This is a genomic window from Steroidobacter denitrificans, assembly GCF_001579945.1.
GTDB lineage: Bacteria > Pseudomonadota > Gammaproteobacteria > Steroidobacterales > Steroidobacteraceae > Steroidobacter > Steroidobacter denitrificans.
In genome coordinates this window covers 2,376,770-2,390,394 of the sequence record NZ_CP011971.1, presented here as the reverse complement: position 1 = coordinate 2,390,394, position 13,625 = coordinate 2,376,770, and the positions used below count along the sequence as shown (strand labels likewise).

General features: G+C 60.0%; 11 protein-coding genes. 9 read left to right on the top strand and 2 right to left on the bottom strand.

What is annotated here, in order from left to right; translation table 11 throughout:
• The first annotated feature begins 69 nt into the window (after nt 1-69).
• Nucleotides 70-660 carry a bifunctional 3-hydroxydecanoyl-ACP dehydratase/trans-2-decenoyl-ACP isomerase gene (fabA, locus tag ACG33_RS10840; RefSeq protein ID WP_066921127.1) on the top strand — a complete coding sequence of 197 codons (591 nt, stop codon included), beginning with the start codon at nt 70-72 and terminating at the stop codon, nt 658-660.
• Between the two features lie 30 nt (nt 661-690).
• On the opposite strand, the gene ACG33_RS10835 is transcribed toward fabA, so the two are convergent.
• The gene (locus ACG33_RS10835; protein ID WP_066921125.1) at nt 691-1,449 is read right to left on the bottom strand and encodes a Crp/Fnr family transcriptional regulator; all 759 of its coding nucleotides are present in this window, start codon (nt 1,447-1,449) and stop codon (nt 691-693) included.
• A gap of 170 nt (nt 1,450-1,619) precedes the next feature.
• Here ACG33_RS10835 and nadA point away from each other — a divergent pair, with 170 nt between their 5' ends.
• The 8 genes from nadA (at nt 1,620) to ACG33_RS10800 (ending at nt 11,540) form a co-directional block, all read left to right on the top strand.
• Entirely contained in the window at nt 1,620-2,627 is a 1,008-nt protein-coding gene (gene nadA, locus ACG33_RS10830) for a quinolinate synthase NadA (RefSeq protein ID WP_066921123.1), read from the top strand.
• The gene (locus ACG33_RS10825; RefSeq protein WP_066921121.1) at nt 2,624-4,117 is read left to right on the top strand and encodes an L-aspartate oxidase; all 1,494 of its coding nucleotides are present in this window, start codon (nt 2,624-2,626) and stop codon (nt 4,115-4,117) included. Before nadA ends, ACG33_RS10825 begins: the two co-directional genes overlap by 4 nt.
• 236 nt (nt 4,118-4,353) lie before the next feature.
• Complete coding sequence (locus ACG33_RS16185; protein WP_157071762.1) at nt 4,354-4,503, top strand: hypothetical protein; 150 nt, start codon at nt 4,354-4,356, stop codon at nt 4,501-4,503.
• A gap of 354 nt (nt 4,504-4,857) precedes the next feature.
• Entirely contained in the window at nt 4,858-6,069 is a 1,212-nt protein-coding gene (locus tag ACG33_RS10820) for an FAS1-like dehydratase domain-containing protein (RefSeq protein WP_066921119.1), read from the top strand.
• On the top strand, nt 6,066-8,438 hold the full coding sequence (locus ACG33_RS10815; protein WP_066921117.1) for a CaiB/BaiF CoA transferase family protein: 2,373 nt from the start codon (nt 6,066-6,068) through the stop codon (nt 8,436-8,438). Before ACG33_RS10820 ends, ACG33_RS10815 begins: the two co-directional genes overlap by 4 nt.
• Nucleotides 8,439-8,489: 51 nt before the next feature.
• Nucleotides 8,490-9,197, top strand: a complete 708-nt coding sequence (locus ACG33_RS10810) for a TetR/AcrR family transcriptional regulator (protein ID WP_168160071.1) — start codon at nt 8,490-8,492, stop codon at nt 9,195-9,197.
• A 293-nt stretch (nt 9,198-9,490) separates the two neighbouring features.
• Nucleotides 9,491-10,408 carry an amidohydrolase family protein gene (locus ACG33_RS10805; protein WP_066923235.1) on the top strand — a complete coding sequence of 306 codons (918 nt, stop codon included), beginning with the start codon at nt 9,491-9,493 and terminating at the stop codon, nt 10,406-10,408.
• A 349-nt stretch (nt 10,409-10,757) separates the two neighbouring features.
• Nucleotides 10,758-11,540, top strand: coding sequence for an SDR family NAD(P)-dependent oxidoreductase (locus tag ACG33_RS10800; RefSeq protein ID WP_210399023.1), 783 nt, complete (start codon nt 10,758-10,760; stop codon nt 11,538-11,540).
• A gap of 35 nt (nt 11,541-11,575) precedes the next feature.
• Here the strand turns inward: ACG33_RS10800 and ACG33_RS10795 are convergent, their stop codons facing one another.
• Nucleotides 11,576-13,567, bottom strand: a complete 1,992-nt coding sequence (locus ACG33_RS10795; protein ID WP_066921113.1) for an oxidoreductase — start codon at nt 13,565-13,567, stop codon at nt 11,576-11,578.
• Nucleotides 13,568-13,625: the final 58 nt, after the last annotated feature.

Sequence of the window (13,625 nt, the reverse complement as noted above, 5' to 3'; positions counted from 1 at the left end):
CGTGCTTGACCCACATTCGCTTGACCCGCACCAAAACAGCTTGTCCGAGCAGGGAATGTAATTCCGTCCATGAGCGATACCCATGCAGCTTTGAGCGTGCCTGCCGGAGATCGGCAGTCTTCCTTCACACGGGAGGAACTGATCGCCTGCGGCGAAGGCAGATTGTTCGGTCCGGATACGCCGCGGCTGCCGATCGGCCCCATGCAGATGATCGATCGCATTACCTGGATTTCGGCCAGCGGCGGTGCGCATGGTCGCGGGGAAATGCGCGCGGAACTCGATATCGATCCTTCGCTATGGTTCTTCGCTTGTCACTTTCGCGGCGATCCGGTCATGCCGGGCTGCCTGGGCCTGGATGCCATGTGGCAGCTTATCGGCTTCTTCCTGGCGTGGAGCGGCCATCGCGGCATGGGGCGGGCGCTGGGCGTCGAAGATGTGCGTTTTTTTGGTCAGGTACTGCCGCAGGCGACCCGGGTCACCTACCAGATCGACATCAAGCGTGTCATTGCCCGCAAGCTCGTCATGGTGAGCGGAGACGGTTCGCTCGCCGTCGATGGCGAGACGATCTACACTGCGCGGGGCCTGCGTGTAGGCGTGTTCGATGGCGCGAACATGCTGCAGCCCGGATCCGCGGGGACCAAGGCGGCCAAGGCCACATGAAACGCCGCGCCGCTTGATCCCGGGCGGCGATCATCCCGCGCTTTCTTGTCCCATGCCCGGGTGTTCGAGAGGCGTCGCCGTCTCGTCCGTAGCCTTCCCGAGATCGAGCAGTTTTACTCGGGTGCCGCGTACGTGGATCACCTTTTCGCGGTTCAACTGCTGCAGCGTTCTGCTTACGGTTTCGATGCGTGTGTCGAGCAGACTGGCAATCTCCTGCCGGCTCATGCTCAGTATGAGCTGTTTCGCATCAAGGCCTCGTTTGCTCAGGCGCCCGGCGAGATCGACCAGGAAGTTCGTGACGCGCTGACGGGCGGAACCGCGCGCAAGATCATGCTTGGGCGCGGCGGCCTGGCTGAGCAGGCGTACGACGGCCATCGACAGTTCCCGGACATGAGAGTTCGCTTCACCCAGCAGCGGCAGCGGCACTTCACAGCAGATCGATGGCTCCAGCGCGGATGCATCGCAGGCGTAGGTGCCCATGCTGAATGCTTCCAGTCCAAGAACCTCCCCTGGAGCGTGGAATGCAATGACGCGTTCGTCCCCGTCGGTCGTCATGCGTGTGGTCTTGATCATGCCCTGGCGTACGGCGTACAAGGCGTGTGCCGGCGCGCCTGCGCGAAACAGCGTGGCACCTGAGCGGACGGTTCGCAGGGCGCCGGTGGACTGACGGCTGCGACCGCCCTCGAAGGCGATCAGGCCGGTCAGGCGGCAGATCTCGTTCAGATCGCATGCCCGGCAGGCGACCGGCGGGGTGCGGGTCCGCCCAGCAGTGCTTCTGCCGTTATTCATGGAGCTCCCCCCTGGCCGAACCAAGCTGTCAAGCCGGCGATTTGCGAAAAGTCAGTTTGCGAAAACGCCTTTATACAGAGCAGGGCAGATGGTGAAATTGACCTGGATCAAGTTCTACAAGGTATGATATCGATAATATTGGCTTCGATATTCTTTTTTGTTTGGCCAGCATGATTTCCCCTGACCCAACTGCCTACGATATGGCGGAGCATGCGCGGCGTTATGCGCGCGTATCCCGGTTGATGCCCGATGTCGAATGGGGTGCGCATTTCGACCTCGTCAAGGGTATCGAAGAGCTCAAGCGCCAGCGCAACGCACTCATACTGGCGCACAATTATCAGCGGCCGGAAATCTTTCATGGCGTCGCCGATATCCAGGGCGACTCGCTGGCCCTGGCACGCGCAGCAGCCGAATCGGATGCCGATGTCATCGTGATGTGCGGCGTGCACTTCATGGCCGAGACGGCGAAGTTGCTGGCACCGGACAAAACCGTGCTGCTGCCCGCTCCGGATGCCGGCTGTTCGCTTGCCGAATCGATCACGGCTGCGGATGTTCGGGCCTTGCGCGCGGCGCATCCGGGGGCACCGGTGGTGTGCTATGTGAATACCAGCGCGGCGGTGAAGGCCGAGTGCGATTCCTGCTGCACCTCGGCGAATGCCATCGAGATCATCGAAAATCTTGGTGCGCCGGAAGTGATCTTCGTACCCGACGAATTCCTGGCTTCACATGTCGCTGCGAATACGAGCGTACGTATCATTCCGTGGCGCGGTCGTTGCGAGGTGCACGAACGGTTCACCGGCGCCGAGATCAAGGAGTATCGCAGTGCGGCCGATGTTTTCGTGCTGGCACATCCGGAATGCCCGCCCGACGTGCAGCGTGCCGCCGATTTCGTCGGCTCGACCTCCGGGATGATTGCCGCGCTGGAACGGCACAGGCCGGAACGAGCAATGCTGATCACTGAATGCTCCATGGCCGACAATGTGTCCGGAGCCTTTCCGGATACCGAATTCACCAGACCCTGCAATCTCTGCCCGCACATGCAGCGCATCACGCTTCCGAAGATTCACGACAGCTTGATGCGCATGAGCCCGCAGATCGAGATTGCCGACGATGTCGCCGCCGCGGCACGCCGCTCGGTTCAACGCATGCTTGACTTGGGCGGACAACGACGCTCATGACCTCGGCCGAGGCCGACGTCCTGATCCTGGGCGCCGGCGCAGCCGGACTGGTCACCGCGCTGAATGCGAGGGCGCGGCAGGTCATGGTCGTCACACCGGATCGCGGCGACGGCTCATCGGCCGCAAGCGATCTTGCACAGGGTGGAATGGCCGCCGCCGTCGGTCCGACCGATTCCCCGCAGTTGCATCTGCAGGATACGCTGCGCGCCGGCGGCGAGGGTGTGGATGTCGCCGCTGCGCGCCTGGTCTGTGACGAAGCCGCCGCCGCCGCCACGTATCTGGAATCCCTGGGGGTACGCTTCGCGCGTGACGATCAGGGCTGGGCGCCCCATATGGAAGCGGCGCATAGCCGGGCGCGTGTCTTGCATGTGGACGGCGATGCGACCGGTGCCGCAATCATGCATTCGCTGCGGCAGGCAGCCGCAGCCGCTTCCCACGTCGAAACATTGCGCCGCATGCGCGCCGCCCGTTTATTGATGAACGACGACGGCGTGAACGGCGTGGTGGTCGTGGATGAAGAAGGCAGAGCCACCGCGATCAGAGCTCGGGCGGTGGTCATTGCGACCGGTGGTATCGGCGGACTGTTCGCGCGATCGACCAATCCCGTCGGCGCATGCGGCGACGGTGTCGCGATGGCGCTGGCGGCGGGTGCGCGCAGCGAGGCCCTCGAGTTCGTACAGTTCCATCCGACGGCACTCGATGTCGAGGCGCGTCCGCTGCCCTTGCTGACGGAGGCGCTGCGGGGGGCGGGTGCAAAACTGGTCGATCAGGACGGTGTCGGCATCATGGCAGGGATACATCCACTCGCCGAGCTGGCACCGCGTGATGTGGTGTCGCGTGCGGTCTATGCGGCTCAGAGCGCCGGCCGGCGCGTGAGGCTCGATGCGACTCGTCTGGACGGCTGCGATGTCGAACAGGCGTTTCCCTCGGCCTACAGGATATGCCGCATCCATGGTATCGATCCGCACCGGGAACCCATTCCAGTGACGCCTGCCGTGCATTATCACATGGGGGGGGTTGCGGTGGACCTGGAAGGGCGGACCAGCCTGCCGGGACTGTGGGCGGTCGGCGAAGCGGCGTGCACCGGCATGCATGGCGCAAACCGGCTGGCGAGCAATTCATTGCTCGAGGCTGTGGTGTTCGGCCGGCGGTTGGGACAGGTGCTGAGCCGCGAACGACTTGGCGCCGCTGCACCGGGGCGTGTGGCGCACATCGAACAAACGATACTGCCACAGGAGGAGCCGGGCCGAACATTGCGCGAGGTGATGTGGCGTTGCATGGGCGTGGTGCGCAGCACCGCGGGTCTCGCCGAAGGGCTCGAGATCGTGGCACGATTGCGCAAGACGGTGCCGGCCGCCGCGCTCCTGGACCAGGCACGATTGCTTCTGGCCGAGCACATGCTGCTCGCCGCCACCCGCCGCACCACCAGCTGCGGCGCACATTACAGGCGCCGCATTACAGGCGCCGGGCCGGGAAATCGGGATAACTAACGTAGACGTGAGCATCACGGCTGCCGGCATTTGAGCCGGCAAGACCGATTGGCGAGGCAGTATCGGTTGCCTGGCGAGGCACTCTGCATCGCAAGGCCGGATCTACTGCGCGACACGGCATCTGCTGTCTGGGCTCTGCCCGCGCCTGCGGTCGTAGTCGCCGATATCGGCAAGGAACCGCTCGGACTGGTTACCAGCTCGGCGTCCTGCAAAGCGAGTTCTCGATAACTACCGGCATGTTGCAGGTGCGTGTCCGGCCGTTGCCAATTACCGGCGCGGATGCGGTGAACGTCGGCAATCTGCATCTGACCACGGTTCCGGTTTACTTCCTGTCATCGTTTGTTATGATGCTAAAACAAAACCGGACGGGCTGTTTGTACTTTTGAGGAACGTTTGGCTATTGCGGTCCAGAAGATCGATGTGCGGTATCACAGGAGATCCTTACGCTCATTAGTCTTTCACGGTCCGAATCTTGACACTCATCTAGCGAAGATTTTCGATTGATCCGGTCTTTCGACCGGTGGTGTCATCGATCTCGGGGCGCTCCACTTGTTCGGTTGTCCCTCGGGGATTTCCTTCAGTCACGGTTTATTGCCTTAGGCACGGACAAAGATATCGTTGGATCGATTAACTGCGCAGCACACGTCGTATCCGAAGATCGACGATGACAGCCGGTGCTTGATGAAATCCTCCGGCGGCTACCGCGGCAATATCATCATGATCATTTCGTCGAGTAACGTATGACGGCATCAAAGAAGTCGAAGGAAGGCTATGGGGAGGTGACGGAGGCTCACCTCGATAACCTGCTCAAGAGAAAAGGGCTGGAACGGACCGAACGTGGTTCGTTGATGCGCGGATTCCTGATGCCCAATCAATGGGATCCTGGCTATGGGCAATCCAATTTCTTCATCAGTCGCGAAACTGCCGGTCGATTCGCCAGGGGGTTTGCCGACGAAAATCCGCTTTACGTCGATCTTGCCTACGCCGAGCGATCTCCTTGGAGGAGAATGCTGGCGCCGCCGACCCTGCTCGCCTATACCGAGGCCATGAACGGTGCTACCGACGGGTTCCCGGGCTGCCATGCGATATGGCGCGAATGCGAGTTCGAATGGACGCGTCCGCTATTCGCCGAAGATCCGATGAAAGTTGCGACCCGGCTGACCGGAGCGCGTATCGTCGATAGCAACTTCGCCGGCGGCCGGGCGGGGGTGCAGGATTACGAAACCACGATCGATACTCTGGGCGGAGAGCAGGTGGCGTTCTACCGCACCTCATGGCACCGGTTTTCACGAAAGAAGGCCTCGGGGTCATCGAAATACGGGAAGATCGAACCGATCCAATGGACCGACGAGGCACTGGAGGGCGTCTGGAACGAGTATCGTCAGCAGAACAATACCAATCGTCGCGGGGCCGAACCACTGTATTTCGAGGATGTGGAGATCGGCAGCGAGGTTCCTTACTTGATCAAGGGTCCGGTGACGCTCACGAGCAAGCTTGCCTTCGAATTCGTGCGCGGCGCCGGGGGGTGGTTCGTCGGCCATGAAATGGCGCTCGCGCTGTTCGATCGCTATCCGGCGTTGGCGATCCGCAACGAGGAGAATGTACCGGAGCCGCCGGTCGCGATTCATTGGACGAACGAGCGCTGCCGGAGGTATCTCGGCATGCCGGCTGCGTACGAAGCCGGTTTCGAACGGCTGGCGTGGTACAGCCAGTTGCTGACTTCGTGGGCGGGTGATCACGGTTGCATGCGCAGACTGCAGGTGAGGTTTCTCGCCTTCCATTGGCAGGGTGACGCGATCCGCCTATACGCCAAGGTCAAAGAAAAACGTGTAGTCGGCAATGAGCGCCTGGTCGACCTCGAGGTATCGACCGTCAGTCATCCGCGCGGGGAGCAGACCTCGGTGGGCAGCGCCACGGTCCAGCTACCGAGCAGACCGGAGATGCCATCATGAGTGCGCTCGCACATCTGCGCGTCATCGAGTATGGCGCCGGCGTGGCTGCGCCGTTCTGCGCTCGTCTTTTTGCGGATCTTGGCGCCGAGGTGATCAAGATCGAGCCGCCCGGAGGCGATACCTCGCGCCGACGCGGTCCGTTCGCGGACGGTACGTCGAATCACGACGGTGGTTTTTTCCATTTGCTGAACGCAGGTAAGCGCAGTGTCGTGGCGGATCTAGACACGCCGGGCGATCTGGAATTCTTCCATTCGATGTTGAGCGCGGCCGATGTCCTGGTCGAAAGTCTCACCATGGAGGAACGGCAGCGGTGGAGTCTTGATTTCGAAGCCATCCGGGCACGCCATCCTCATTTGATCGCGGTTTCGATCTCACCGTATGGACGTACCGGAAAATGGGCGCACCGCGCCGGGGCCGATCTGACGGTCCAGGCCCTGAGCGCGTTGCCGGTAGCAATCGGACGGCCCGATCGTGCGCCTCTGCCGCTACCTTTTGATCAGGCCGACTACCAGACAGGCTTTCACGGTTTGGCAGCCGCACTATGCGCGCTCCATGAACGCGATCGCTCCGGCTTGGGCCAGGGCATCGATATTTCGTCGGCTCACGTACTTGCCTATCAGGTCGGCGGTATGTCGTTGGCGACCGCGAAACGTCGTATCGAATGGAAGCGTGCCGGCCGGATCATCAAAGGAGCACTTTACCCGACCGGCTTTTTCGAAGCCGCGGACGGTTACGTGTGCATCGCCACGATCCACGGTAGGCAATGGCTCGGTTATATCAAGCTGATGGGCGATCCCGCTTGGGCGCAGGACGAGAAGAATCGCGATTCGCTTCATCTCGGTACCTTGGATGAGGGTGGAGAGGTCGATCTTGCCTTCCGTGGTTGGCTCAAGCGCCATACCCGTGCCCAGTTGCAGGCCCTCGCGAAGGACAACGGAGTGATCATCGGCTCCGTCAACGACATTGCGGAAGTGCTGGAGAGCGATCAGCTGGCGTTCCGCAACCAGTGGGGCCATGTAGAGGTCGGAGATGTCGATGTTCGCATTCCCAAACCAGGATATCTGTTGGAGCGGACTCCGACGGCGATCAGGTCATCGGGACCGGCGCTCGACGGCGACGGCGCCCGGCTGCGTGCAAGGAAACATACTCCGCGCCTGTTACAGGAAAAAGCGGGTGCTTCGGGAACCGCGCTCAGCGGCGTGCGCGTGCTCGACTTCGGCTGGAACTGGGCCGGGCCGATGGCGGGACAGCTGCTTGCCGACATGGGTGCCGAGGTGATCCGGGTCGAGACGACCTTGCGTCCGGACAATATGCGTCTGTATCCGCATAATGCGTATTTCTTCTGCCACAACAACCGTTCCAAGAAATCGGCTACGTTCAACATCGCCGATCCGCGCGGCTCAGCTCTGGTGCGCAAGCTGGCGACCCGATGCGACATCGTGATGGATAATTTCGCGGCTGGAGTGATGGCCAAGAACGGGCTTGGTTATGCCGATCTCGCCGCGGAGAATCCCAAGATCATCGTCGTTTCGATGAGCATGGCAGGACAGCAGGGACCCAAACGTGACATGCGCGGGTTTGCTGCGATCGCCTCTGGTTATTCCGGACTGGACAAACTGGTCGGCTATCCGGACACCGAGGATGCCACGGGGTTCATGGCTTTCGGACTTGGAGACACTACGCAGGCAATCCAGGGCGTCATCGGAGCGCTCGCTGCTCTAGCGCATCGCAATCGTACCGGTCAGGGTCAGTTCGTCGATCTTGGCCAGACGGCATCGATGTGTGCTTCGATGGGTGAGCCTTTCATCGGCTATCAGTTCGACGGTCGGGAGCCGGGTATCCGGGGGGATGGTCACCCATGCTATTTCCCGCATGGTATCTATGCGACGCGTGGGGGCGGCAGGTGGCTGGCATTGGTGGTGCGCGACGAAGGGGATTGGATCGCCCTGTGCACGGTGCTGGGTCGCGCCGACTGGTCGGCGGACGAGCGATTGCGGAAGCCGGAGATACGCCGCCAACGTGCCGATGAAATCGGCGAGGCGATTCGCAAGTGGTGCGAGACCCTGGATCGTGATGAGGCGGTCGAGATTCTCGCTTCGGCAGGTTTGGCCGCGGCTCCGGTACTGGAACTGCAGGAGTGCCGTACGCACGAAGTATTCGCCGGACGGGATCTGGTCATTGCCCATACCGGCGGCAGCTATGAGCCTTGCGATATCTATGCGACGCCGTGGTTGTTCACGAGGACTCCCCCCGTGGTGAGTGGCCCAACGCCTGCGATGGGCGAACACAACGATTACGTGTACCGCAGCTTGCTCGATCTCGATGAAGATACGATAACGCGGCTGAAAGACGCTCAAGTTCTTGTCTGAACGATAATGCTATTATGCAAGTCAACAGTGGTTCATGCGGATAAGACCAATATGGCTAAGAGGAATGACGGGCACGAGAACATCATCGCGACTTACGCGATGACTCGGAGGGAACCCAGCGTCGTCGCCCATGTGCGTGGCTCAGGCAGACAGGCCAGAAAGAGTCTGGTCACACAGACGGCAATTCTCGAGGCTGTTATAAAATGTCTGGTCGACAAGGGTTATACAAAGACGACCATGGAATCCGTGGCGAAGTACGCAAAGGTTTCGCGCGGCGCGATGATGCATCACTTCAGTTCGCGGGCCGAAGTGATCGAAAAAGCGGCACTCTATCTCGTCGACAGGCGGCTCGAGGAGTTCGAGGTTCTGGCGCGCCGAATCGTGCCGCCGCTTGCCGACGGCAAGAAGCCGCCGCTTTCCCACATGATGAAGGCCATGGAACTCGTGCGTACCTATTACTCTCTGCCGTCGTTCGCGGCGGTGCACGAACTGCTCCTGGCCGCCCGCACGAACAAGAAACTCGCAAAAACCGTGCAGCGGGCGCAGCGATTGCTCAATGATGGGATCGCTCCCATCGTCCTGCGCGTTTTTCCGTTCTGGACGGATAAATCGCCGCAATTGGTGGTGGTGCTTACGGATCTCATCCACTTCGCGTTCCGCGGCCTCGCAATGAGCCATATGGATGATCTGGATTCCACGCGAATCGCCAACCTGGAGAACCTGCTGGCGCATATCGCGCACGATAAATCGGCGACATGATTGTCCTGATTCTCGGAATGGAACGATACGGTGAGGATGTGATTCACGACGCCTGCCTGGCGATGCCGTTCGCGGCGAACCGATAAGCTCGATCGCCAGGCTTGTTAGCGGCTGCAGAATACGCTTGCGAAATACACGGAGGCTGCCTGCGTGCGGAATTTCGTGGTCCCGGGTTTCGCGGTGACCGTTGATCGTGCAGGACAAATTTCGGTACGAAGGCGCGCAGTCGACGCGTGTTTGGCGGGATTACGTACGAGCCGAAATTGCGTATGAGCAATGAGACGATGAGCAGCATGAGCAAGTTAAGCGACTATCCGACAATCGATATCATGAATCACCTTCGGGAGATTCGCCGGGATCTGGCCGGCGACCCGTTTGTCTACCGTGAATTCCAGATAATGCTTCGCACGACCTTCAAGTCGCTCGCGGACGAGTCGGGTGTCCGAAGGACATCCCGGAAGTCAGATGCGCTGACTGGCCACGATTCCACCGCAGACTGCCTGGCGAGTATGGATGAGTATGGCTATACGCACGTTTCGGTCTGCGCAACAAAAATGTGGTCCTACTACTATCATCGTGAGTTCATACTCGATAGTCCGGCGGAACCGATCGGTGAGGCGGTCAAAGAGTCGGCTGGAAGAATCATGGGTGCCGCTAGCTACGATCCCTTCCGTATTACCGAGAGCCTGCGTGCAATCGAGTACGCGGTCGAGAATTATGGCTTCAACTACGTCTGGTTCCATCCGCTCTCGTACGGGTTATCGCCGGATGATAGGCGCTTCTATCCGCTTTATGCGAAATGTATCGAACTGAATATCCCGGTCGGGTTTCAAGTGGGACATTCCGCCGAAGTGCTGCCATCCGACTGTGGCCGCCCCATGCTCGCGGACAACGTGGCGATCGAATTTCCGGATCTGCGAATCAATCTTTCCCACACCGGATGGCCGTGGGTCGATGAATGGTGTTCGATGTTGTGGCGTCATCCCAATGTATATGGCGATATCTCGGGGTATTTCCCCAGTGGACTGGATGATAGGTTGATAAAATTCATGAACTCCAGCCGGGGTCGCGACAAGGTCATGTTCGGAACGAACGGGCTGGGGTTGAAGCGATGCAAGGAGGAGTTTCTTCGGCTCGATATCGGCGAATCGACGAAGCGTAAAGTTCTCTACGATAACGCCTGCCGGTTCCTCGGGATCGAGGATAAGTGATCGTTGGCATCCTCATGCAGGGGTTACCACCTGAGCTGTACTTTTAGTAAAACAAACAATCGAAATGGTTTTTGATATTGAAGAATTCCTCGGACATTGGTGATCTGGCTTGTGTCCGGCAGCTCCGAGCTCAAGGCTCCCGATGTTTCGTCGAGATTAAGAAATGGAAGACGATATCCGAGCGTACGCAAGAAATATGTACATGTGTATAAAATAGTCTTGGATATTATAGTGATATGTGATGATGATTGATGATTGAACGGTTGTCGATCCAAGTATCTAGTTGGCCAAAGCGGGTGCGTATCTCTCTTCGGCTCCTCCCGGCATTATCTGGAGTGAAATCGAGACCATGTTGAGAAGATTGGAGGGTAAGGTGGCTTTGGTGACGGGGGGGACTTCGGGCATCGGAGCCGGCGCCGTGCGTCGTCTGACGGCGGAAGGTGCGCAGGTGGCCTTTACGGGATCCAATATTGAGGCGGCGGCGAAGCTTACGGCAGAAACCAGCGCCAGCTTCCATTCGCATCGAGTCGAGGATGCGGCAATGTGGCCGGCGCTCATGGCCGCGGTTCTCGATCGTTATGCGCGACTCGACATCGTTTTTGCCAATGCGGGCATCGAGTCGGGCGACAGCGATATCGAGTCCATCTCGATCGAAGCCTGGAACCAGGTGATCGCCGTCAATCTGACGGGCGTGATGCTCTCGGCTCAGGCGGCGGTGCGGGCCATGCGCAAGAATCCGGAAGGCGCCTCGGGTTCGATCATCATAAATTCTTCGATGAACGCCTATCGGCCGATGGGTAATTTCGTCGCGTACTCGACGTCCAAGGGCGCGCTCATTGCGCTCAGCAAATCGGTGGCGATGCATTGCGCGAATGCGGGGTTGAAGATTCGTTGCAATACGATTCATCCGGGCGTCGTGGAAACCGATATGATTCGTAGCGTCATCGAGCGTTCTGCGGATCCGCGCGCGGCACGCGCACAGTTCGAGGGGATGGCGCCTCTCAAACGCATGGCGCAGGTGGAGGAGGTGGCGGCGCTCGTCGCCTTTCTGGCCTCCGACGAGGCGGCGTTCATCTCGGGCTCAGAGTACGTGATCGACGGCGCTACAACCGCAGGGATGATGGGGGTATGAGCCGATCGACGGCGTGCGTCGCTCTCGTGTCGGAGCTAGAGCAGTAGCCCGATATCCGCGCCGTGCTGAGTTGCTTCGGCGATGCGGCGTGGCGTCCAGGCGGAACCGATCAGGTAGAGTTCCTCTGTACAGGCATCGGCTTTCAACAGGTCGTGCAACGAGGTATTCGGCACCGATCCGTACACGAGAACGATGCTGTCGAACTCGGTCTGTCGCTGCCTTCGTCCTCCGAAGACGGAAGTGAGTTCGAAACCCTTGGCGTCGACGCTGGTCAGCCGGACGTTGACGTGAATCCGGACGTCATGACTCTCGAGGCGGCTGAGCACCGTGCCGATGGAATATCGGTCGATAGCCGCGCCGAGTTGAGTGGATTTGTGGAAGATCTCGACCTGGCTGCCGAACTCGCAGATGAACTCCGCAATATTAGGCGTCTCGAAGTAGTCTTCCTGCGATATGACTGCCACGCGCCTGCCCGGCCTCACCTTGCCCGCCAGCACGTCCCAGCCCTGGATCACGTGCGGCAGCTCAATGTTGGCGGCGTCATGCGGCCGGCGAGGAGTGGAACCCGTGGCGATGACGACGGCATCCGGAGAAAGTGATCTGATCATGTCCCGGTTCGCCGTCGTTTCCAGGCGAACACGTACACCGAGCCGGCCGAGCTGGTTTTCTTGAAAATAAATCTGATCCTCGAAGGAGTCACGTCCAGGCGCCCGGGCGGCGAGGCGCAACTGACCCCCAAGTTTGGGCGTCTGCTCCAGCAGTGTCACCTCGTGGCCCCGCAGCGCGGCGATTCGCGCCGTTTCCAGTCCGGCCGGGCCTCCACCGACGACGACGACCTTCTTAATTCTCGCCGCGGGTCGAAAATCTCGCTTCCAGCGCAACTCGTTACCGATGACGGGATTGACGGAGCAGATGGGGGCGCGGAGCGCATCGGGGACCAGGCTGTGCACGGCTTCGCCAATGCACCGGTTGCAACCGATGCAGCGCCGGATTTCGATCATGCGGCCTTCGCGCGCCTTGTTGGCGAATTCTGGATCAGCGATCCCGGCGCGCGTCATGCCGACCAGGTCGCAGTAACCCTTCGCGAGCAGTTCCTCGGCAAGAACTGGATCGCTGATGCGGCCGCTGAAAAGCACCGCCACCCGTTCATCGATATCCGCACGGGCAGCCTTTCCGACTTCGCGGAACTCGGCATGCTGGTGATAGGAAGGAGGTACGTAGGCATGAACTCCCGATCCATGACCAACATCGATATTCAAGAAATCGAGTAGTCCAGTTTCTTGGATATAGTAGATCATTTCGCGCGCCACCATGTTGTCGTAGCCGCCGTAGCGCGATTCGTGTCCATTGATCCGGATGCCGACCGCCATCGAGCTGCCGACGCGCTTGCGGATACGCTCAAGGGCTTCGATGACGAACCGGACGCGTTCCTGCGGCCCGCCGCCCCAGCGATCTTTGCGCAAATTAGTGATGGGCGACAGAAATGTCTGCGGCAGTGTTTCGTGTGCGCAGTGAATTTCCACACCGTCCGCTCCGGCTGATTTAGCCGCCTGGGCAGCGTCGGCATAGGTGTTGAGGATGTGCTCGATCATTCGTTCATCGAGCTCGTGGGGAATATAATCATAGGCGTCTGTGACAGGAACAGCGGATGCCGCCATCGCATGATTAAGATGTGTCAACTGAATGACAGCTACCGAGTTTGCCTCGTGTACCGCCGTGCAGAAGCGAGCAACTGAAGCGAGGAACTCGGGAATCTGATAAAGGGCGTGGCGTAGCGCAGCGGCGCCGGGATAGAACTCATCCTTCGCCCCGGCGGCCAGTGGTGAATTTAACAGCCATGTCTCACCGCCGATCCAGCCCGTGCCGCCCCGCGCTTTTGCTACATGATGCTCGATGAAGCGGTCGTCGTAAAAGCCTCCTGAAGCGGAGGCACCAATGGAGTTCGTGGTTTCACAGATCCGGTTGGGCACCTGGATCGGCCCGACCCGTAACGGCGAAAACAGGTGTTTGAAGCTCGGTTCACTCACGGGAAGAACTCCTGGCGACGGATACCTGATGATGGTGCCAAAGCATAACAAACAATCC

Excerpts from the sequence above, each read along its gene's own strand:
- fabA (WP_066921127.1), top strand. The coding sequence starts at position 70 with ATGAGCGATACCCATGCAGCTTTGAGCGTGCCTGCCGGAGATCGGCAG.
- ACG33_RS10835 (WP_066921125.1), bottom strand. The coding sequence starts at position 1,449 with ATGAATAACGGCAGAAGCACTGCTGGGCGGACCCGCACCCCGCCGGTC.
- nadA (WP_066921123.1), top strand. The coding sequence starts at position 1,620 with ATGATTTCCCCTGACCCAACTGCCTACGATATGGCGGAGCATGCGCGG.
- ACG33_RS10825 (WP_066921121.1), top strand. The coding sequence starts at position 2,624 with ATGACCTCGGCCGAGGCCGACGTCCTGATCCTGGGCGCCGGCGCAGCC.
- ACG33_RS16185 (WP_157071762.1), top strand. The coding sequence starts at position 4,354 with ATGTTGCAGGTGCGTGTCCGGCCGTTGCCAATTACCGGCGCGGATGCG.
- ACG33_RS10820 (WP_066921119.1), top strand. The coding sequence starts at position 4,858 with ATGACGGCATCAAAGAAGTCGAAGGAAGGCTATGGGGAGGTGACGGAG.
- ACG33_RS10815 (WP_066921117.1), top strand. The coding sequence starts at position 6,066 with ATGAGTGCGCTCGCACATCTGCGCGTCATCGAGTATGGCGCCGGCGTG.
- ACG33_RS10810 (WP_168160071.1), top strand. The coding sequence starts at position 8,490 with ATGGCTAAGAGGAATGACGGGCACGAGAACATCATCGCGACTTACGCG.
- ACG33_RS10805 (WP_066923235.1), top strand. The coding sequence starts at position 9,491 with ATGAGCAAGTTAAGCGACTATCCGACAATCGATATCATGAATCACCTT.
- ACG33_RS10800 (WP_210399023.1), top strand. The coding sequence starts at position 10,758 with ATGTTGAGAAGATTGGAGGGTAAGGTGGCTTTGGTGACGGGGGGGACT.